At 63.8% G+C, this 20052-nt stretch carries 19 protein-coding genes and 1 pseudogene; 10 read left to right on the forward strand and 10 right to left on the reverse strand.

Annotation, left to right across the window (positions count from 1 at the left end):
- Positions 1-6 precede the first annotated feature (6 nt).
- From AC1D10_RS16085 to AC1D10_RS16095, 3 genes are all read right to left on the reverse strand, one after another.
- Positions 7-2079 carry a sigma-54-dependent Fis family transcriptional regulator gene (locus AC1D10_RS16085; RefSeq protein ID WP_477273402.1) on the reverse strand — a complete coding sequence of 691 codons (2073 nt, stop codon included), beginning with the start codon at positions 2077-2079 and terminating at the stop codon, positions 7-9.
- Between the two features lie 81 nt (positions 2080-2160).
- The gene (locus AC1D10_RS16090) at positions 2161-2634 is read right to left on the reverse strand and encodes a hypothetical protein (RefSeq protein WP_477273404.1); all 474 of its coding nucleotides are present in this window, start codon (positions 2632-2634) and stop codon (positions 2161-2163) included.
- 192 nt (positions 2635-2826) lie between these two features.
- The gene (locus tag AC1D10_RS16095) at positions 2827-3813 is read right to left on the reverse strand and encodes an aldo/keto reductase (RefSeq protein ID WP_477273406.1); all 987 of its coding nucleotides are present in this window, start codon (positions 3811-3813) and stop codon (positions 2827-2829) included.
- A 162-nt stretch (positions 3814-3975) separates the two neighbouring features.
- On the opposite strand from AC1D10_RS16095, the gene AC1D10_RS16100 reads away from it, so the two are divergent.
- The 5 genes from AC1D10_RS16100 (at position 3976) to AC1D10_RS16120 (ending at position 8660) form a co-directional block, all read left to right on the forward strand.
- Positions 3976-5190, forward strand: a complete 1215-nt coding sequence (locus AC1D10_RS16100; protein WP_477273407.1) for an ABC transporter substrate-binding protein — start codon at positions 3976-3978, stop codon at positions 5188-5190.
- A gap of 116 nt (positions 5191-5306) precedes the next feature.
- A complete protein-coding gene (locus tag AC1D10_RS16105) occupies positions 5307-6179 on the forward strand; it encodes a branched-chain amino acid ABC transporter permease (protein ID WP_477273408.1) in 873 nt (290 codons plus the stop codon).
- Entirely contained in the window at positions 6176-7207 is a 1032-nt protein-coding gene (locus AC1D10_RS16110; RefSeq protein ID WP_477273410.1) for a branched-chain amino acid ABC transporter permease, read from the forward strand. Before AC1D10_RS16105 ends, AC1D10_RS16110 begins: the two co-directional genes overlap by 4 nt.
- Complete coding sequence (locus AC1D10_RS16115) at positions 7204-7932, forward strand: ABC transporter ATP-binding protein (protein WP_477273412.1); 729 nt, start codon at positions 7204-7206, stop codon at positions 7930-7932. Before AC1D10_RS16110 ends, AC1D10_RS16115 begins: the two co-directional genes overlap by 4 nt.
- Complete coding sequence (locus tag AC1D10_RS16120; protein WP_477273414.1) at positions 7929-8660, forward strand: ABC transporter ATP-binding protein; 732 nt, start codon at positions 7929-7931, stop codon at positions 8658-8660. The genes AC1D10_RS16115 and AC1D10_RS16120 overlap by 4 nt, the downstream gene beginning before the upstream one ends.
- 8 nt (positions 8661-8668) lie before the next feature.
- Here AC1D10_RS16120 and AC1D10_RS16125 read toward each other — a convergent pair whose 3' ends face one another.
- Positions 8669-9409 carry a FadR/GntR family transcriptional regulator gene (locus AC1D10_RS16125; protein WP_477273416.1) on the reverse strand — a complete coding sequence of 247 codons (741 nt, stop codon included), beginning with the start codon at positions 9407-9409 and terminating at the stop codon, positions 8669-8671.
- Between the two features lie 125 nt (positions 9410-9534).
- Between AC1D10_RS16125 and AC1D10_RS16130 the strand changes: the two genes are divergently transcribed.
- Positions 9535-10452, forward strand: coding sequence for an NAD(P)-dependent oxidoreductase (locus tag AC1D10_RS16130; RefSeq protein ID WP_477273418.1), 918 nt, complete (start codon positions 9535-9537; stop codon positions 10450-10452).
- A 231-nt stretch (positions 10453-10683) separates the two neighbouring features.
- Positions 10684-11292 (forward strand): hypothetical protein, encoded by a 609-nt coding sequence (locus AC1D10_RS16135; protein WP_477273420.1) that lies wholly within the window; start codon positions 10684-10686, stop codon positions 11290-11292.
- Positions 11293-11432: 140 nt separating this feature from the next.
- Here AC1D10_RS16135 and AC1D10_RS16140 read toward each other — a convergent pair whose 3' ends face one another.
- Positions 11433-12281, reverse strand: a complete 849-nt coding sequence (locus tag AC1D10_RS16140) for an AraC family transcriptional regulator (RefSeq protein WP_477273423.1) — start codon at positions 12279-12281, stop codon at positions 11433-11435.
- Between the two features lie 169 nt (positions 12282-12450).
- On the opposite strand from AC1D10_RS16140, the gene AC1D10_RS16145 reads away from it, so the two are divergent.
- Positions 12451-13020 (forward strand): GNAT family N-acetyltransferase, encoded by a 570-nt coding sequence (locus AC1D10_RS16145; RefSeq protein ID WP_477273425.1) that lies wholly within the window; start codon positions 12451-12453, stop codon positions 13018-13020.
- Positions 13021-13460: 440 nt separating this feature from the next.
- Here AC1D10_RS16145 and AC1D10_RS16150 read toward each other — a convergent pair whose 3' ends face one another.
- Positions 13461-14198 carry a hypothetical protein gene (locus AC1D10_RS16150; protein WP_477273427.1) on the reverse strand — a complete coding sequence of 246 codons (738 nt, stop codon included), beginning with the start codon at positions 14196-14198 and terminating at the stop codon, positions 13461-13463.
- A 332-nt stretch (positions 14199-14530) separates the two neighbouring features.
- Between AC1D10_RS16150 and AC1D10_RS16155 the strand changes: the two genes are divergently transcribed.
- Positions 14531-14683, forward strand: a complete 153-nt coding sequence (locus tag AC1D10_RS16155) for a hypothetical protein (RefSeq protein WP_477273429.1) — start codon at positions 14531-14533, stop codon at positions 14681-14683.
- Between the two features lie 8 nt (positions 14684-14691).
- Here the strand turns inward: AC1D10_RS16155 and AC1D10_RS16160 are convergent, their stop codons facing one another.
- The gene (locus AC1D10_RS16160) at positions 14692-15474 is read right to left on the reverse strand and encodes a FadR/GntR family transcriptional regulator (protein WP_477273431.1); all 783 of its coding nucleotides are present in this window, start codon (positions 15472-15474) and stop codon (positions 14692-14694) included.
- Between the two features lie 7 nt (positions 15475-15481).
- Positions 15482-16921: an FAD-binding oxidoreductase gene (locus AC1D10_RS16165; RefSeq protein ID WP_477273433.1), complete on the reverse strand. Its 1440-nt coding sequence runs from the start codon at positions 16919-16921 to the stop codon at positions 15482-15484.
- A gap of 153 nt (positions 16922-17074) precedes the next feature.
- Between AC1D10_RS16165 and gloA the strand changes: the two are divergent.
- Positions 17075-17485: pseudogene (gene gloA, locus AC1D10_RS16170) on the forward strand (lactoylglutathione lyase).
- A gap of 86 nt (positions 17486-17571) precedes the next feature.
- On the opposite strand, the gene AC1D10_RS16175 reads toward gloA, so the two are convergent.
- Together AC1D10_RS16175 and AC1D10_RS16180 are read right to left on the reverse strand one after the other, a co-directional pair.
- Entirely contained in the window at positions 17572-18540 is a 969-nt protein-coding gene (locus AC1D10_RS16175; protein WP_477273435.1) for an ABC transporter permease, read from the reverse strand.
- 4 nt (positions 18541-18544) lie between these two features.
- Entirely contained in the window at positions 18545-20047 is a 1503-nt protein-coding gene (locus AC1D10_RS16180) for a sugar ABC transporter ATP-binding protein (RefSeq protein ID WP_477274107.1), read from the reverse strand.
- Between the last annotated feature and the right edge of the window lie 5 nt (positions 20048-20052).

Below are 20052 nucleotides of genomic sequence, written 5' to 3' on the forward strand. Positions count from 1 at the left end.
TGCAGGCTAGAGGAAGCCGCGCCGGATCCCGTATTGGCCGAGCTTGCGATACAGCGTCGGCCGTGAAATGCCGAGCCGCAGCGCGACCTTGCTGAGATTGCCGCCCTCCGCGACAAGCGCATTCTTGATCGCCTGGCGTTCCGCATCCTCGAACGAGCACACCGGCGCTTCGAGCATGGCTGCGGGATGGTCGCCGTGTACGGCGTTGCGATCGCCCGCGCTGATTTCTCCGGGAAGGTCCCGCAGTTCGATCGCGCCGCCGCGCGACATTATGTGCAGGCGCTCCACAAGGTTCTTCAATTCGCGCACGTTGCCCGGCCAGCGATAGGCCAGCAGCGCGTCGAGCGCATCGTTCGAAAACGCCAGCGGGTCATTGCCTGCCTGCTTAGCAATCTGCCGGTTGAAATGTTCGATCAGCAGCAGCACGTCGTCGCCGCGCTCGCGCAGGGCCGGGACATGAATCGAGACGGCGCCGATGCGGTAATAGAGATCGCTGCGGAAGCGCCCGGCCGCGACCTCCTGCTTGAGGTCGCGATTGGTCGAGGCGACGAGGCGCACGTCCACCGGTCGACCCCTCGAGTCACCGATGCGGTGGACCACGCGCTCCTCCAGGACACGCAACAGGAAGGGCTGGATTTCGAGCGGCAATTCGCCGATTTCGTCAAGGCTGAGTACGCCGCCATTGGCCTGTTCGAAGATGCCCGGCTTGCCGTCACGCGAAGCTCCGGTAAAGGCGCCGGCGACGTGGCCGAACAATTCGCTGCCGAACAATTCCTTGGTGATCGCGCCGCAGTTCATGGCGATGAACGGATCATTTTCGGTGCGCCGGCTACCGGCATGGACAAGCCGCGCAAACAGCTCTTTTCCGACACCCGTTTCACCTTCTATCAGCAACGAGGTGACACCGTTCGATCCGGCCACTCGGGAGGCGACATCGACGGCAGCAAGCAGTTTCTCGCTTTCGCCGACGATCATCGCCGCGGCTGCCTGCAGGTGCTTGTTCACCTGCCTGCCTGTTACCGTCATGCTGGAGACGGCAGGGACCGAGGGGAACACCAGGGCCGCGCCACGCAGGTCGCCATCGAGCTTCAGCGGCGTGACATGGCAGGATCGCAGATGCGCCGGCAGCGCGTTGGCGAGATCGGTGTCCGAGCCCGAGGCCGGCAGGTTCATGAGCCAGCGACCGCGGCCCGGTTCCATCGGGCCGTCCATCATCTCCGTCGTGTCGCCATTGGGCACGTTGTTGCAGAAGATCGCGCGGCCACGATGGTCGACGATCACCAACCCGTCCTTGCGGCGGTAGCTCGGTGCCGAGGAAATGAAGGCTTCGAGCAGGCGCGTGCGCTGCTCCTGCTGCTGCTCGGCCAGTGCCTTTTCGATTTGCCTGGCGGTGGCGGCGACGAGCGCCGTGTTGTGCGGCCGGAAGATCGGCGAATAGCCCGAAAGGTCGACAACGCCGATGATCTTGCCGTCCAGCGGATCGCGGATCGGCGCGCCGGCGCAGGTCCAGGATTTGATGCCGGCGCAGAAATGTTCGGCCGCGTGGACGAAGATCGGTTCGCCGGTCCACAGCGCGGTGCCGATGCCGTTGGTTCCGACGGCGTCCTCGTTCCATTTGCCGCCGATGCCCAGATGAATGTCCATGCCGTCATGCAAGGTCTTCTTGTCGCCGATGGCGTCGACCAGCACGCCGTCGCTGTCGGCGAGCACCAGCATCGCTCCCGTGCCTTCCAGCAACTGGCCGAGCGACGCGAACGATCGCCGCGCCGCCGAAAGCAGCTCGGCGTTGGCGCGGGTCAGGTATTCGATCTCGTCGCGGTCGCTGCTCAGCGGCGCTTCGATGCCTTGCGCGTTGATGCCGCCGGTGGCGCTGCGATACCAGGAATCGTGGATCAGCGAGCGGACGTGGACCGGATCGCGTGCGCTTGTCGGCTCGTCGGAAAGAAAGCTTTCCCAGGCGCGCATGGTGGCGCGCTCGTCATAATCGATCTTGTCTAGAACCAGCTGTCCGGTGGCCATCGAGGCACGCGTCGGAAGAGCATGGGTTTTCATCTGATCGGGGCCGCTCGCGTGTCTCATTCAGTCATCACAGTACCTTTGAGGTATGCCATTTCTGTATGCTGTCGCGGATTGGACGTGCAAACGTCCGAATGCCGGTCGTCAGTCGATGCCAAGTTTGGCACCGATGTCGGCGGCAAGCTGCTCTTCGGTATAGGCTTCGGTCAGCCGGGACCCATCCAGTTCGGCAAGTGCCTCGGCGATGGTTTCGTCGACCGGCGAGAAAAAGCCGTTCTGCTTCGTCGCCAGGACGAAGACCTGGTCCCCATTCCGGTTGCGGACATCGCCGATATGGTGAAGCTGGCGGCCGGTGTTCTGGTCCTTGGAGATCACGCGGCCATTCATGGTGACGCGGATCGACGGGCTCGCCTCAGTGGCGGACGCCGCGCCGCCGCCGACATGGATGATCAGGCCTTCCGCCTTGGGTTGCTGGCGTGGCTGCCTGGAGGCCGAGTAGCCGCCGCCGCTGATCTGGTCGGCCAGGCGGACGATGGTCGAGCGGTTCTGCTCGATCAGTCGCTTGACCTGAACATCCTCGCGCCGCGGGCCGTCCCGCTTGGAGATGATCTCGACCATGAATCCTCCCAGATTCGCCCGGCGGTGCCGGGGGTGCGGCTCAATCTTCTTTTGTGCGAAGCCTACACCGCCTTTTGCGGGTTCGCCATCCCTGATGGATAGCACCAGAATTCACATTGCTGGTAGCAGGGGGCTGCTACATCCTGCTATGGCACCCCCCAGGAAAACGCACCGGGATGCGATGGCCTTCGATCACCAGCGCTGGTGCACATGGGGCTTGATGTCCTGGTCGTAGATGTCCCGGATCTTGCCCATGAGTTCAGCCGACAGGGGCGGAAGCTCGGCGGCTTCGGCATTGGAACGGGCCTGTGCAGGATTGCGGGCGCCCGGAATGACCACCGTGACCGCGTTGAACATCAGGATCCAGCGCAGCGCGAATTTCGCCATCGTCGTGTCGCCCAAGACAAGCGGTCGGATGCGTTCGACCGCCGCCAGTCCGACCTCATAGGGCACGCCGGAAAAAGTCTCGCCGACATCGAAGGCCTCGCCGTTGCGGTTGAACAGGCGATGGTCCGTTGTCTCGAACTTGGTGTCTGCGTTGAACTTGCCCGACAGCAGACCGCTGGCCAGCGGGACGCGGGCGATGACAGCCACATCGTTCTTTTTCGCCAGGTCGAAGAACAGCTCGGCCGGCCGCTGCCGGAAGGCGTTGAAGATGATCTGCACGCTGACGACTCCGGGAAACTGCATCGCCTTCAGCGCCTCTTCGACGCGCTCGACGCTGACGCCGTAGTTGCGGATCTTGCCTTGCTCGACGAGCCGGTCGAGGCGCTCGAACACTTCCGGGTGATAATAGAGGTCGGTCAACGGGCAGTGCAGCTGCACCAGATCGAGCGTATCGGCCTCGAGATATTTCAGGCTGCGGTCGATCCAGTCGGTCAGGTTCTTCTGGCTGAACCCCTCGACCGTCTGCGCCGGCAGTCGCTTTCCGGCCTTGGTGGCAATGAACGGCCGCTCGCCGCCACGCTCCTTCATCACCCTGGCGATCAGCTTTTCGGAACGGCCGTCGCCATAGACGTCGGCGGTGTCGATGAAGGTAACGCCGGCATCGAGGGCCGCGTGCAGGGCGGCCACCGCGTCGTCGTCATTGACCTCACCCCAGGCAGCGCCGATCGCCCATGAGCCAAAGCCGATCTCGCTGACGTCGCGGCCGGTACGGCCGAATTTCCGTGACTGCATGTCCTGTTCCTAACTGCGGCTTGGTGGTGATTCCTGATCTGCGGGTCGCCTTTTATCGCATGGCAACGCGATTGACATCCCGGTTCGTTGGATTTACCAGATAACAGGGTTGTATGACAACCCGGTAAGACTGCAATGATTTGGAGTCGGGAGGATCTCAAGTTGAAAACCGTTCTGAAAATGGGCGCGTCGGCGGCACTGTGCCTTGGCGCGCTTGCTCATCCTGCATTGGCCGAGGACAACATCGTCAAGATCGGTGTCGTCGCGGCGGAGTCGGGCTCGTTCGTTTCCGCCGGCCATACCTTGCCGGCGGGCGTCGGGCTTGCCGTGAAACAGATCAACGACGCCGGCGGCATCAAGGTCGGCGGCAAGACCTACAAGCTGGAAATGGTCAAGCGCGACGATCGCACCGACATCGCGACCGCAATAGCCGCCACCCAAGAACTGGTGCGCGACGTGAAGGTGCAGGCGATCTTCGGGTCGGAAACGCATGACTTCACGCTGGCCATGGCCAAGATCACCCAGCCGGCAAAGATCATCCATTTCGCCGGCAATTCGACGCTGGCGAAAATATTGACGCCGGACTCGGTCAAGCCGGGCGGCGAGGATCACTATCTCTTCCAGTCCGAGCCGCAGGAGTTCCAGCGCTCCGGATCGACCGCGCGTGGCGTGCTCACCCTTCTCGAGCCGCTGCTCGGCTACAAGCCGAAAAAATCGGTCATGATCGTCGGCAACGACGCCACCGGCCAGTTCCTGTCGTCCTACTACTACAAGGCGCTGAAGGCCGAGGGGCAGGATGTTCCAGACATCATCTTCTATCCGCCTGACACGACCGACTTCTCGCCGTTCCTGACCCGCGCCAAGAGCCTCAATCCGGATATCATCCACTTCTGGTACAATGGCGATTCAACGCTGACGGCACTGCCGCAGGCGCTCGAACTGGGTGCAGCCAAGAGCTACTTCCTGTTCGGCGTCGACCCCGGCATCTGGAAGGAGAAGCAGCTTTCGGCCGATGTGCCGGTGGCGATGAGCTGCGTTCCGGTCTGCTGGGGCGAGTCGTCCAACCCGAAAGCCAAGGCCTATTTCGACGCATACTTTGCAGCGGGCGCGCCGCACGGCGTGACCTCGTCGGTGTCGCTGCTCTACCACGACTATGTCCACTTCCTCGCCGAAGCCTGGGAGAAGGCCGGCAGCTTCGATCCGGACAAGACGGTTGAGGCGCTGCTGACCCTCCACCATCAGGGCGTGGTCTCGGATGACCTGACTTTCAATCCGACCCACCAGGTCACCCATGCCACCGAGGTCTGCGCGGCGGCACCCGGCGGCGCGATCTCCTGCTCGATGCAGCAGCCACCGGCTGAAGCGCCGAAAAGCTGATCTGGGAAGCGACCCTTGGGTTGGCGGCGTCACCTGCCGCCAACTCATCCATCTTGAACACCGCCGGGTCGCCACCACGTCAACGGCGCCCACCACGTCAACAGCGGAAGCGAGCCGTGGATATTTTCATACAGCAGATCCTCAACGGGCTTTCGATCGCCAGCGTCATCACGATGATCGCCATCGGCGTGACCCTGATCTTCGGCCTGACCGGCATCATCAATTTCGCCCATGGCGAATTCCTGATGATCGGCGGCATCGTCACCTGGCTTGCCGTCAGCGCCGGCCTTGGCTTCCCGCTGGCGGTGGTGCTGGCGATCCTGGCGGTCGGGCTGATGGGCTACATCCTCGAGCGCGGCCTTTTCCGGTTTACGCTGGAGCGGCCGACCAACGGCTTCATCGTTTCGCTCGGCCTCATCGTCGTGCTGCAGCATGTCGTCGTGCTGTTCTGGAATCCCAACCAGAAGAGTATTCCGCGTCCGCTGACCACCGTCTGGGAGGTCGGCGGCGTGCGCATCGCTTCGGTTCGCGTCATGGTCATCCTGATCACCATCGCGGTGGTGGCGCTGAGCTTCCGGATGATCACCGCAAGCCGCTACGGCCGCGCCTTGCGTGCGAGCGTCGAGGACCGCGATACGGCGGCCCTGATGGGCATTCCGGTGCGCCGCTACATCACCGGCGTGTTCGTGCTCGGCAGTGCGCTGGCCGGGCTCGGCGGCGCGCTGCTGATCGCGCTGTTCCCGATCACGCCGTTCACCGGCGGCACCATGGTCATGAAGGGGTTCGCCGTGGCATTGATCGGCGGGCTCGGCAACATCTACGGCGCCGTCGCCGCCGGTCTCATCCTCGGCATCGTCGAGGGCTTCAGCGCCGGCTACGGCTTCTCGCAATGGACGGATGCGTACTCCTTCGCCCTGATGATCCTGGTGCTGATCGTTCGCCCGCACGGCCTGTTCGGCGGCACCAGCGGACCCAGGATGGCATCATGAAGGAGGGCCTCGACCAGGATCGCGCCGGTTCCAGCCTCAAGGCGTTGCGATCCCTGCTGCCGGTGCTGGTCATCCTGGCGCTGATCGCGCTTGTGCCTTTGTTCTCGCCGAGCAACCGTTTCATGTCGCTGGCGATCTCGGCCGGCATCAACGTCATCGCGCTCTACGGCCTGTCGGTGCTGTTCGGCCAGACCGGCATCCTGTCGATGGGTCACGCGGCGCTGGTCGGCGTCGGCGCCTATGCGGCGGCGATCCTGGCGCGGGACTTTGGCGTCGGGTTCTGGCTGGCGCTGCCGGCGGCAGCCCTGGCGAGCGCCGTGTTCGCGATGATCGTCGGCATTCCGTCGCTGCGCGTCGGCGGCCATCATTTCGTCATCATGACCTTTGCATTCGGCCAATTGCTGGCCATCGTGCTCACCAATGGCGGCGACTATACCGGTGCGGCGACGGGGCTCGACCTGGCCGGCCCGATGACCCTGTTCGGCGCCGACATGAGCGACCTGACGCGCTACTATCTGATGGTGGTGGCTTTCGTGACGGTCGCGGCAATGGCGAGCTGGGCGATCATCAACTCATCCTACGGCCGCACGCTGCGCGCCATCCGGGAGAACGAGAAACTGGCCGCCTCGCTCGGCATCAATGTCGGCCGCCACAAGATCGGCGCCTTCGTCGTCAGCGGCATCTTTGCCGGCATCTCCGGCGTGCTGCTGGCCTATTTTCTCGGCCACATCTCGCCGTCGCAGTTCTCCTCCTTCCCCAGCATCTACCTGGCGCTGATGGTCATGATCGGCGGCGCCCGCCTGATCGAAGGTCCGCTCGCCGGCGGCATCCTGGTCGCCTTCCTGCCGGAGGTGCTCAACCTCGATCCGGTGCAGTCGCGCATCGTCTACGGCGTCTGCCTGATCGCGGTGATCATGCTGCTGCCCGACGGCCTGATCGGCGGCATCGTGCGTGCGCTTCGCGCGGCGTTTTCCGGCAAGCCGAAACAGGCGGCGGAACAGCGCGACGCGGCGGAGGCGCGGCGATGAGCCCGATCCTGGCGATCAATGGCCTGAGCAAGCAGTTCGGCGGCGTCACGGCATTGGCAGGCGTCGACCTCGCCATCGAAGAGGGAGAAATCCTCGGCGTCGTCGGTCCGAACGGCTCGGGCAAGACGACGCTGTTTAATGTCGTCACCGGCGTCCACAGGCCGAGCGGCGGCAATGTGGTGTTTCGCGGGCAAGACATCACCGGCCTGGCGCCGCATGCCATATCGCGGGCCGGCATCGGCTACACCTTCCAGCAGGCGATGGCCTTTGCCGGCCTTGGCGTGCTGGAGAATGTCCAGATCGCCGGCGAGCATGTCCGGGCGAGGGCGGACGGCACCGCCAATCCGTGGCCGACAGCGCAGGCGCTGCTCGACTTCGTCGGCTTGAAGCCACTTGCGGTTGAAAAAGCAGGCGTCCTGCCATTCGGCAGCCTGCGCCTGCTCGGCCTTGCCTTGGCTCTCGCCACGCGGCCGTCGCTGCTCTTGCTCGACGAACCCGCCGCCGGCCTCAACGACCGCGAGACCACGGCCCTGGTCGGGCTTGTCCGCCAGCTCCCCGGCCACGGCATATCCGTTTGCGTCATCGATCATGACATGAAGCTGATGCAGATGCTGTGCCGGCGCCTCGCGGTGCTCGACTTCGGCTCCAAGATCGCCGACGGGCCGACCGAAGCGGTGCTTGCCGATCCTAAGGTGCTGGAAGTCTATCTGGGGGGCGATCTGTGAACCTGCTCGCCGTTTCCGATGTCATCACCGGCTATGGGCCGACGATCGTCAACCGCGGCGTCACGCTGACGCTGGGCGAGGGCGAGATCGTCACCATCCTCGGCCCCAATGGCGCCGGCAAGTCGACGCTGCTCAAGGCGATCGCCGGGCTGATCCGGCCGCGCGCCGGCAGCATCTCCTTCGATGGCGCCGAGGTGACCGGGCTTACCGCCGATGTCATGGCCAGGCGCGGCGTCGTGCTGGTGCCGGAAGGGCGCAAGATATTCGTCGACATGACGGTCGAGGAGAATTTGCGTCTTGGCGCCTATGCGCGCCGCGACGATGCCGCCGTGGAAACCGATTTCGCAACCATGCTGGCCTTCTTCCCGATCCTGGCCACCAAGCGGCGTGACAAGGGCGGCTCGCTGAGCGGCGGCCAGCAGCAGATGCTGGCAATCGCGCGCGGGCTGATGACGCGGCCGCGCGTGTTGTTGCTCGACGAGCCGTCACTGGGCCTGTCGCCGCTGCTGGTCAAGGAGATCAAGGCGATCATCCTCGGCATCGGCGAACGCTTCGGCGCCGCCGTGCTGCTGGTCGAGCAGAATGCCGGCCTGGCGCTTTCCGTCGCCTCGCGCGGCTATCTCATGCAGAACGGCCGCATCGTCGTCTCAGGCGCAATCGCCGAATTGCGCGACATGTCGCTGATGCGGGAGCTCTATCTCGGCGGCGTGGCGGGAGCCACTGCATGAGCAAGCGGTCAGTCGTGGCTTGCCCTGTCGCGCAACTCCTCGAAGCGGGCATAGCTCTTGGTCAGATGGCTGCGCATGGCGCGCCGCGCCGCGTTGGCATCCCTGGCCTCAATTGCGGCGAGAATGGCGCGGTGCTCGCGCTGCATCCGGGCCAGATATTTCTCCCGCTCCGGAACGGTCATCCGGTCGAGCCGCGTCCACTGGCGCGGGATCATGGCGCTGCCGAACGTGTCGAACAGCCGGGTGAAATTGGCGTTCTGCGTCGCAGCCAAAATGGCGCGATGGAAACCGAAATCCTCTTCCGAGCCCGACCCGCCGGCGCGCACCGCCGCCTCCAGCGCGTCAAGCCGCGAGCTCATCTGCTCGAGCGCTGCGTCGCTGCGCCTCTCGGCGGCAAGCCCGGTCGCCTCGACCTCGATGCCCATGCGCAGTTCCAGCACGCGCAGCACCTCGTCGATCGATTCGAGGTCGTCCGGCAGGATGGAAAAGGTCCTCGGCAGCGGATCCTTGGCGACGAAGGCGCCGAGACCCTGGCGCGTGGTGATCAGGCCACGGGCGCGCAGCGCAGCAAGCGCCTCGCGCACGACGGTGCGGCTGACGCCGGTGGCGGCCACGATCTCCTGCTCGGTCGGCAGCCGTTGACCCGGCGCCAGGTCGCCGGATTCGATCTGCGCGATCAGCGTGTTGACCAGCCCGGTCCGCAGATTGGGCGCTTGCGGTATGGCGTCGAAAGACATGGGCTGCGCCATCGGGGCACTCCGGTCCGATTCTCCCGCAAGGATTGCATCGACAGGTGCCCGCCGCAAGGTGAGGAAATGTGGTCCGCCGTGCGCAGGCCACAGTTGTTGGAGGCCACGGTTTGTTGGAGGATGGCATGAAAGAACGCATAGGCTTCATCGGTTTGGGCAGCATGGGTGCCGGCATGGCCGACAATCTGCTGCGCAAGGGTTGGCCGCTGACGGTCTGCGTGCATCGCAGCCGCACTGCCGCCGACCGGTTGATCGCAGCCGGCGCCACCGAGGCGGCAAGCCCGCGCCAACTCGCCGCCGCCTGCGATGTCGTCATCCTGTGCGTCACCGGCTCGCGTGAGGTCGAAATGCTGATCAACGGGCCGGATGGACTGGCCGCGGCCGGAACGCCGCTGTTGATCATCGACTGCTCGACCTCCAACCCGTCATCGACGACCGCACTTGCAGCCAAACTCGCAGCACTTGGCGTGATGCTGATCGATGCACCGCTGGCGCGCACCCCCAAGGAAGCGACTGAGGGCAAGCTCGACGTCATGGTCGGCGGCCCGGCCGAAGCCGTCGCCCGCGCACGACCAGTACTTGAAGCCTTCGCGGCGCGAGTGATCCACACCGGCCCGACCGGCAGCGGCCACACCATGAAGCTGCTCAACAACTTCGTCTCGATGGGCTATTCGGCGATCTATTCGGAGGCGCTGACGCTCGGCGCCAAGGCCGGGCTGACGCCGCAGGTCTTCAACAGCGTCATCTCGGGCAGCCGCATGGATTGCGGCTTCTACCAGGCCTTCTTCGATTTCGTCCTGACCCGCAACGAGAACGCCCAGCGTTTTGCCATCGTCAATGCGCTGAAGGACATGACCTATCTCGCCTCGTTCGCGCAGGCCGCAAGCGTTGCCAACCCGATCGGCGCGGCGGTGCGCAACGGCTTCGCCACCGCGGTCGCCACTGGCCATGGCGAGAAGTTCGTGCCGGCACTGTCAGACATCATCGCCGGCCTGAACGGCGTCTCGCTGGTCGAGCCGCCACGGGAAGTGAATCCGGACTGAGCCTATCTTTCCGGCATGGACCTCAAGCCAGCGCTCCAGGGCGCGTGGACGAATTGGCCTGTGACGGATCAATGAAACTGCGAGAAGAGGTTTCTCTGGGCTCGCGAAAGCCGCCATTAGGGTCAAATCCAGTCACGCTGAACGACCGAGTTCGACCCCATAGCTGCCATTCGAACTTATCCGTCTCTGGCAATGTGGTTCTCATTCTGCCGAACTTGTCTATGATCGGGAATGGACGCAAGTTTCAAAGTCTTTGCCAAAGCAACACTTTTGACAGTCATCCTTGCCGTTGGCGGACCGGCGGTCCCGAGTGAACTGACCGCGACGGCTTCCAAGCGGATTTCCATATGCCACGGCTACGGTTGCAACTATCGCACCATGCTTGTGCTTGGCTCCGGCGACTACATTCGTTTGCGCTCTATCCTGCATACGGGCGCGGGTTCAGCCCGTGCCGAACGTTCCGCCATTTCGAAGGCTGTCCGCTATTTCGACCAGCGCATTTTCCGGGCCACCGGTGTCCGCGACTTGCCGCAGTCGGAATTCGGTGCATCGCGTATCAGGGGCCAGATGGATTGTGTCGACGAATCGACCAATACGCATACGCTGCTGGTCTATCTTGCCGAGCGAAAACTGCTCACGTTTCACAAGGTCGAGGACAAAGCCTCGCGCGGCCTGTTTGTCGACGGACGCTATCCCCATTGGACGGCGGTGATAAGTGATCGCGGCGGGACCGAATGGGTGGTGGACTCCTGGTATGCGGCCATGGGCGGCGCACCGGACATTTTTCCACTGAGCCAGTGGAAGGAACGGGGCGTGCTGAAAAGTGGTGCGCTGGACTGACGATGCCCCTTAGATGGGAAATCAGTTAGCGGGCGTGCCGAGTGCATTGCCGGGAACTCATAAATGCGGAATGACCGAGATGGGGGACAACGGTCTGTCCGCTGCTGGGGATCAGAAGGACAAGCCGCCGTCCAGCGGTATTATTTCAGCGGCAGGAACAGCTCCGCGACCGTCTCATGCTCCGGCACCTCCGGGAAGAAGGCGAGGCGTTGGCAGTAGAGAGGGAAATCCCTTGCTTCCTCGCCGCTGGCCGGCAGCCAGTCGCGATAAAGGTAGAGCGCGGCGGGCTCCAGATTGTGGGTGTTGCCGACGACGCGCAGCACCGCGCAGCGTCCGCCAGGGATCTCGCCGGCCTTGATCTGCTCGCCGTTCGCCTCGATCGGTTGGTCGGTCCCGACACAAAGGTCCACGCTGTAATCGGCAGGCGACGCAGGACGTCGCTCGGAACGCCAGACATTGAACGTCGGATTTGTCTTGGGCGACAGGCCAGCGGCCTTGCGCCACGCGATGAACCGCTGGATGGTGGCGCCGAGCGTCGCCGGGTCGCCCCGATGCTCCACGATCGCCACAGGCGTCGGGGGCACATCGCGGATCGTCACGTCGTCAGTGGTAAAAGTCTTCTGCATGAGCTTGCTCCTGGCGTTGTCGAGAGGCCCGAAGGCCGCAAGCCACGGCTCCCAGTCGGGAGACTTCCGGAACGACGAAGGCGATTGCCCGAACCGTTGCCGAAAGGCGCGGGCGAAGGCATCCGGTGCGTCGTAACCGGCATCCATCGCTATGTCCGTGACGCTTTGGGTGTCTTGGTAGGCCAGCCGGTACGAAGCGCGCTTCATGCGGGCAAGCTGGACATAGCGATGCACGGACAACCCGAAGGTGGACATGAACTGCCGGTGGAAATGGTATTTCGAGAACGCCGCGACGGCGCTCAACGCTTCCAGGCCCAGATCGTCGTCCAGATGCTGGTCTATGTGGTCCAGCACCCGCTGCATTCGGGCATGGTAATTTGCACGTGCCGTCTTCACCGTCTCTTCCTCCGTGGCGACACCAGCTAGGCCCTTCCGGATATGTCGCGCTCGACCGATCTTGCGATTTGGCATGGATCGACAGGTGCCTGCCAGCGCCGTTGCATTGGCGCCGCCTCAGGTCGAAAATGCCCCGATGGAAGCAGTCCGATTTCCCAAGCTCACGACACCAAGGCTCGTGCTTCGGGCGCCGAGGAAACGGGATATCCCAGCATGGTTTGCGCGCGCGACGGATGTCGAAGCCGCCTCCCTTGCCGGCGATCCCGTTCCCGACGACACAAGCGCAGGCGAGCGATGGTTCGCCCGTTCGCGTCAGCGGTTCGCTGACGGCAAGGCGATCCAGTGGTCCATAGACCAGGCAGGAGTATCGGACGCGATCGGGTCGATAACCCTGTCCTTCGGCGCAACCGACGCCAAGGCAGCCGCATTGGGATTTGTGCTGGCGCGTGCGCATTGGGGGCACGGACTGGGCAGCGAGGCGGCGCGCGAAGTCCTCCGCTACGCCTTTGAATCTCTGGCGCTTGAACAGGTGACGGCCGAGGCGGCGGCGCGCAATTTCGCGTCGCTGCGGATATTGGCGAAGCTCGGCTTCAAACATAGCGAGAGCTTCATCGATGAGTCCGACGGCGAGCGCTGCGAGCGTTTTGCGCTCGACCGAGACATCGGATCGTCACTGCTGGCGAGCACGCGATGCCAGCCGATATGACCTGACCGACTTCAATGGTGCAAATGACGCGTTGTAGCGTTCATCTCCGAATCGTCGCAGCGCCCTATCAAGTAGCCGGCATTTTCTATCGACATCCCATGGATGACATCGAGTAGCATGGGCTCGAAATTCCCATGCCCATCAGATCGGGCAGCTTGTGCTTGTCCGTTGCGGGCTCTGTAACGTCAAACGCTGGTATCAGCCGAGTGATCTGAGGGAAATCTTTGGGGACATCGAGGCCGAGCTAGTGGGGGCAACAATGAGGTGCCAACGGTGCGGTAAGAACGGGTACATGCATGCCGAGACACGAAATCCACCGGCGCGGGAACGGCAGGACATTCGGGTTACGCGGCTTGCCGAAATGAGGGTCCGGCGCGTGATCTGGAGGGATGAGAATTGAGAGGCGGCTTTCGACCCTGAACGAAAGTTCGAGAGGCAGCTCACGGGAAATACGATGGCCCTCCAGCGCGAACCCAATGTAATTCTAACATGCGTTCAGGCGTCGAGGGGACGAAGAGAGGCTTCGTGAAAGCGTCAGGGATCTCAATTTCACAACGATCTGCCCCGTCGTCGTAGACAAGCGCCCCTTGCGAAATCCGTAGCGCAATATTCGTAACGCGTCGTGGCTCATTGGACCACCTATCCAGAGCAGCCATACTGTCTGGCATGGCAAGCCCTTGAAACTCTTGCATCGCGCGGATGAGACGTTGCGCTCGTCGCGTTTCAAAAAAGATCAATCTCGGAAGGACGAAAACTGAAAGATCATTTTTGCTTTCCAAGTCTTCAGTATCACCACCCATCAAGCCCATTCGCAGGAGGGTCATCATGCAACTCTGCAATATACGGTGGAAATTTGTGGGCCACGGCGAGAAAAGGAGATGTCCGGGCAGCGTATAGCGCATATTGCCCTTTTTTGTTCGCCGCCACGGCCGAGGACACTCATCGCTGGGGTCAGTTGATTGAACGAGGAGCATGCCTTTTGTTTCGCGGATGACCGGCCAGAAATTTCTCATGGGCGAGCGACGAATTGATTTGTGAAGTTGGGCGATAGCAACAGCAACTGAAGCTGCATTGACCAACTTTTCGATGGCTGCCGACACGTGTTGGCTTTCCTGGCGCATATATTCTTCCGCCAGGCGGCGATTTATGCTTCGGAGATGATCGCGATAGGCCCACATATGCGCTTCATATGTGGCGGTCGTCCGATTAAGTGCCAATCATCCACCTTCCCCCGACCGATTAATGGCGCATGCGACGAATAATCGTCACCGCCACAATCGCAAAAAACAGGGCAAGCGTAAACCACGGTGCGATATCGAATAGTATTCGAAGTCCACCCCACATCTGTGCTTGATCCTTTGGTTAATCCTGCACCGCGACATCTCCTAGGACGACATGGAGTCTCAGGCAACCCGGGATCGAATCGAGCGCGAAACCAGTTGGTTTGCCGGGGCATTTCTTCTGCCGCGCGTCCATATTCCGTGAGTTCTATTCTACCAGGGCGAGCCATTTGAAGGGGCTCAAACAGCGCTGGTTGGTGTCAATGCAGGCGATTGCCCATCGCGCGCGCGACATAGGCGCTATTGATGAAAACCAATACGTTTCCTTCCGCATTCAAATGACCAAAACAAAGCAAAAAGCTCAGGGTCAAATTTCAAACTGATGCACGACCTATCCCGCGGCCTGCTTGCGGACAGCCTTCCGCAACCTTGTGTGCCGCGGCGAAGGCGCTGCCTCTGCCTCACCACCATCGTGCAGTCCAACGCGCAGGGCGGCGCCCGCCAGATGGTCGCGCATGGCCGTCTGTGCCGCCTCAACATCGCCGGCGCGGATGGCGGCCAGGATGCGCTCGTGTTCGCCCAGCGTGATGCGGGCCATGTCGTCCGATTTCTGCTGGTTGCCGGCGGCGAGAATGCTCTCGCGGACCCGCTCGGACACAAACACCAGGAACTGGCCCATGTAATTGTTGCGCGTCGCCTCGGCGACGGTGCGGTGGAATTCGAGGTCGCTGCGCAGCCAGGCGACGCTGCCATAGGGGGCCGCGCGCATGCCGGCCAGCGCATCGCCCATCGCGGTGAGATCGGCTTCGGTGCGCCGCTTTGCGGCAAAGGCCGCCGCCTGCACCTCGAGGATACCGCGCAGTTCGAACAGGTTGCGGAAGGAGTCGGCGCGCTGCAGCGCCTCATAGTCGATGGTCAGCACCGTCGGGTTGGTGCTCTCCACCACGAAGGCGCCGCGCCCCTGCTGCGACCAGATGCGGCCTTCCGAGCGCAGCCGCGCGATTGCCTCGCGCACCACGTTGCGGCTGACGCCGAATGTCGTCGCCAGCGCCTGCTCGGTCGGCAGCTGATCGCCGGGCTTCAGGCGCCCCTGCGCGATCTCGCGCGAGATCGAACTCGCAACCAGGGTGGAGAGGTGTGGTCCGCGATTGACCTTGTCGAGCTTCAGCGTCATCGCTCACCTATAGACCATGATTGGCCTTGCTTGCCAGAATGCGACCATTGCTCAGGATATGGCGCGGATCGAAGGCTTGCTTGATGCCGGCCGCCAGATCAAGCGTCACCGGGTCGATCCGTTCGAGAAACGCCTTCTGCTTGACCCGGCCGATGCCGTGCTCGGCGCTGATCGAGCCGCCATAGCGGTCGACGACGGCAAAGATCTCGGCCTCCGCCTCTTCGAACAGATGCTCGACCGCGCGCGGTTCCATGCCTTCCGGCGGCACCACGTTGAGATGGATGTTGCCGTCGCCGACATGGCCATAGGTGACGGCCAGCGCGTCCGGTCGCGATTCCGCCAGCGCCGCCAGCGCGTCGGTGACGAAATCGGCGAGTTTGGAGATCGGCACCGAGACGTCGGTGCGCAGATAGCGGCCGCCGCGTCCCTGCCGTTCGACCATGATCTCGCGGTAGAGCCACAGCCGCTCGGCCTGTGCCCGCGTCGATGCCACGATGCCGTCTTCGACGATATCGGCGACGCCGCCGAGAAAACCCAGCAGCATGGCCGACAGGTCGATCAGCCCGCCGGAGGAAACCTCGATCAGCACATAGGCCGGATAGGCTTTGGTCAGCGGATCGGCAAAGTCCGCGCCCTCGCGCATGGTGATCTCGATGCCCTGGCGCAGGATCAGTTCGAAGGCGGTGAGAAGATCGCTGCAGTCGCGCCGCGCCCGCGCGTAGAGCGCCATGGCGTCCTCGACCGAACGCAAGCCCACCAGCGCCGTCTCGATCTGCGTGGGCTTGGGAAAGAGTTTCAGCGCCGCGGCGGTGACGATGCCGAGCGTGCCTTCCGAGCCGATGAAGATCTGCTTGAGGTCGTAGCCGCGATTGTCCTTGCGCAGCACCTTCAGCCCGTTCCAGATCCGGCCATCGGCCAGCACCACTTCGAGGCCGAGCACCAGGTCGCGCGTCATGCCGTAGCGCAGCACGTTGAAGCCGCCGGCATTGGTGGCGACGTTGCCGCCGATGCGGCAGCTTCCCTGCGCCCCGAAGGTGATCGGCAGCAGGCAGTCGCTCTCTTCGGCGGCGCGCTTGGCGTCCTCGAGGATACAGCCGGCCTCGACCACCATGGCGAAGTCGATCGGGCTGATCGAGCGGATCCTGTTCATGCGTTCCAGCGAGATGACGATCTCGCCGCCATCCGCGGCGACCGCTGCACCCACGAGCCCAGTCAGGCCGCCTTGCGGCACGACGGGAATGCGCTCCGCATGGCAGTGCCGCATCAGCGCCGACATCTCCTCGACCGAGGCCGGACGGGCGACCGCCAGCGGACGGCCGAAATGGTCGCCGGACCAATCGCGGCTGTAGCGGGCCAGGTCTTGCGTCTCGGTCAGCAGCCCGCCGTTCGGCAGCACGCCGGCAAGGGCCGAGATCAGCGATGCTGAGGTGGGTGGCACGACATTCATGACCTGGCTCTGGACCCTCTGGGAAAACGACTGGACAACCACCGTTCTTGTCGTGTTATCATACAACCCTGATTCAGAACATCAAGCATTCCCGCCAACCGTTTGATGTGGATGGTCAGACCAGCAAATCACCTGACGCGGAGGACTTTCCCAATGAGCGACGCCCCGGGCTTTCGCTATATGCACACCATGATCCGGGTTCTCGACCTCGACAGGTCGATTGCCTTCTACACCGAGGTTCTCGGCATGACCTTGCTGCGCCGGGACGACTATCCCGGCGGCAAGTTCACCAACGCCTTTGTCGGCTATGGCCCGGAAGAGACCGAGGCCGTCGTCGAGCTGACGCTGAACTGAGGCAGGGAAGAGCCGTATGAAATCGGCACCGGCTTCGGCCATCTGGCGCTCGGCGTCAACGACATCTACGCCGTCTGCGCCGAACTCGAGAAGCGCGGCGCCAAGATTCCGCGCAAGCCCGGGCCGATGCAGCACGGCACCACCCACATCGCTTTCGTCGAGGACCCGGACGGCTACAAGATCGAGCTGATCGGTCTCGACACGATGTAACGACCTGATCAGGCGGGGCCGCATCGAGCCTTTGATGCGACCCCGTCCGGTCCGCGCTTGCTTGGGAGGCGGTGCGGAGCGTTCTGTCACTTGATGACCGCGATCTTGCTGCGGTCGATGGTGATGGCGACGGCGGCGATGAGCACCGCGCCGAACACCATGTTTTCCAGGAAAATGTTGACGCCGACGAAGGTCATGCCGATGCGCACGATCGAGATGATCAGCGCGCCGACCGCCGTGCGCGCAACGCCACCCAGCCCGCCGGTGATGGCGGTGCCGCCGACGATGACGGCGGCAATGGCCGGTAAGAGCAGTTGGTTGGCGAGCACCGGCGAACCGCTCGACAGCCGCGCCGCCAATACGACGCCGGCGATGGCGGCCAGCATGCCAGAGGCGGCGAAGGCGATGATCTTGGTGCGGTCGACATTGATGCCCGCCGCCCATGCGGCCGGCTCACCGGCGCCCACCGCAATCGCCTGGCGGCCAAAGCGCGTGTAGCGCAGCGCCAGAAAGCTTGCGATGCCGATGACCGCCGAAATCAGCACCACCACCGGCAGGCCGGCGACCGTGGCATTGATCCAGGCGGTGTTTTCGCGGCCGCCTTCCTCGATGGTGATAGCGCGGCCGTCGGACACCCACAGCGCGATGCCGGTGACGACACCGCCGGTGGCGAGCGTCGCCACGAAGGACGGCACGCGCAGCTTGACATGGACGATGCCGCTCAACGTGCCGAAGGCGAGCCCGGACAGGATCGCCACCGGAAAGGCGGCCAGCCCAAGCGAGGGCAGCAACTGCGCCAGGATGACACTGGCCAGCGAAGCGACCGCCTGGATCGACAGGTCGATGCCGCCGAGCAGGATGGCGAAGGTGACGCCGGTCGCCAGGATGAACAGCACGGCGGTGTTGGCGAACAAGAGCGCCACGGTTTCGCCGGTGAGAAAGCCGGGCGCGGCGATCTCGATGATTAGCAGCAGGGCGACGAGCAGGACCAGCGGAATGGCGCCCTGTGTCCACTTGCCTTCGAAGATGCGCCTGAAGGAGAAATCGTCATTCATCGGCTCACACCATTGCCCGCAGAAGGTCGACCTGGTTCGGCTTGTTGCCCGGGCTGGCATCGAAGCGCGCGGTGATCTCGCCGTCGCGCATCACCAGCACCTGGTGCGACAGGCCGATGGTTTCCTCCAGCGTGTCGGAAATCAAAAGGATCGCCACGCCCTGCGCGGAGAGATCGCGCACCAGCTCGTAGACCTCCTCCTTGGCGCCGACATCGAGGCCGCGCGTCGGGTGGTCGAGCACGAGGATGCGCGAGCCCGCCGTCATCCAGCGCGCCAGCACCACCTTCTGCTGGTTGCCGCCGCTGAGCTTGCGGCAGGCGGCATCGGGGCTAGGCGCCTTGATGCGCAGCCGCTTGATCCAGTCGGCGGCGAGCCGGCGCTCCTTGCCATAGTCGATGGCGCCATGGCGCATGACGCTCGACAGGTCGGCCAGCGAAATGTTTTCGGCGATCGACAGGAACATCACCAGCCCTTCGAGCCTCCGCTCGCGCGGCACATAGCCGATGCCCCTGCGCACCGCTGGTTCCGGCGAGCCGAAACGCACCGCGTCGCCGGCGATCTTCATTTCACCGGCATCGTGCTGGAGGAACCCGCCGATGGTGCGCGTGACCTCTTCGCGGCCGGAGCCGACGACGCCGGCAATGCCGACGATCTCGCCGGCCCTGATCTTGAGGTCGACGCCGTGATAGGCGCCGCCCGCGCCCAGCCCTTTTGCCTCGACCATGACCGTTTCGCGCGGTGCCTGCTGGCGAGCCTCGCGGTAATACTCCGCCTGCAGCCCGCGCCCGACCATGATCTCGTGCAGCTCCGGCGCGGTGACATCAGCCGCGCGGTGCTCGGCGACGACCGCGCCGTCCTTCATCGTGTAGACGCGGTCGGAGATTGCAAGCACCTCGTCGAGACGGTGCGAGACGAAGACGAAGCTGGCGCGCGATTTGAGCGACCGCACGCGCGCGAACAGCACCTCGATATCTGCGGCGTTGAGCACCGAGGTCGGCTCGTCGAGCAGGATGAGCAGCTGTCGCTCGACCACTTCTTCCAGGGTCAGCGCCTTGGCCAGTTCGACCATCTGGCGCGCCGCGAAGGTAAGCTCGGAGGTGCGCGCCGTGACGTCGATATCGATGCCGATCTTGGCCAGCTGGCGGCGCGCCGCCGCGTTCATGGCGCGCCAGTTGACGATGCCGAAGCGGGTGAAACGATCTTCCTCGCCGAGATAGATGTTTTCGGCGACCGTCAGATTGAGCACCAGCGACTGTTCCTGGAACACCATGCCGATGCCGTGCCGGGCCGCGTCGCGCGGACTGCGCATGCGCAGCTGCTCGCCGTCGAGGGTGAGGCTGCCGCCGTCCGGCCGGTAGCTGCCGGCCAGCACCCGCATCAGCGTCGACTTGCCGGCGCCGTTCTCGCCGATCAGCCCGACAACTTCGTTGGGCCGGACCTCGATACTGACGTCGCGCAGAGCCTGGACGCCGGGAAAATTCTTGATGATGCCGGAAGCGCGCAGCATGGCGG

It is taken from the genome of Mesorhizobium sp. P2_A8, from assembly GCF_056404935.1.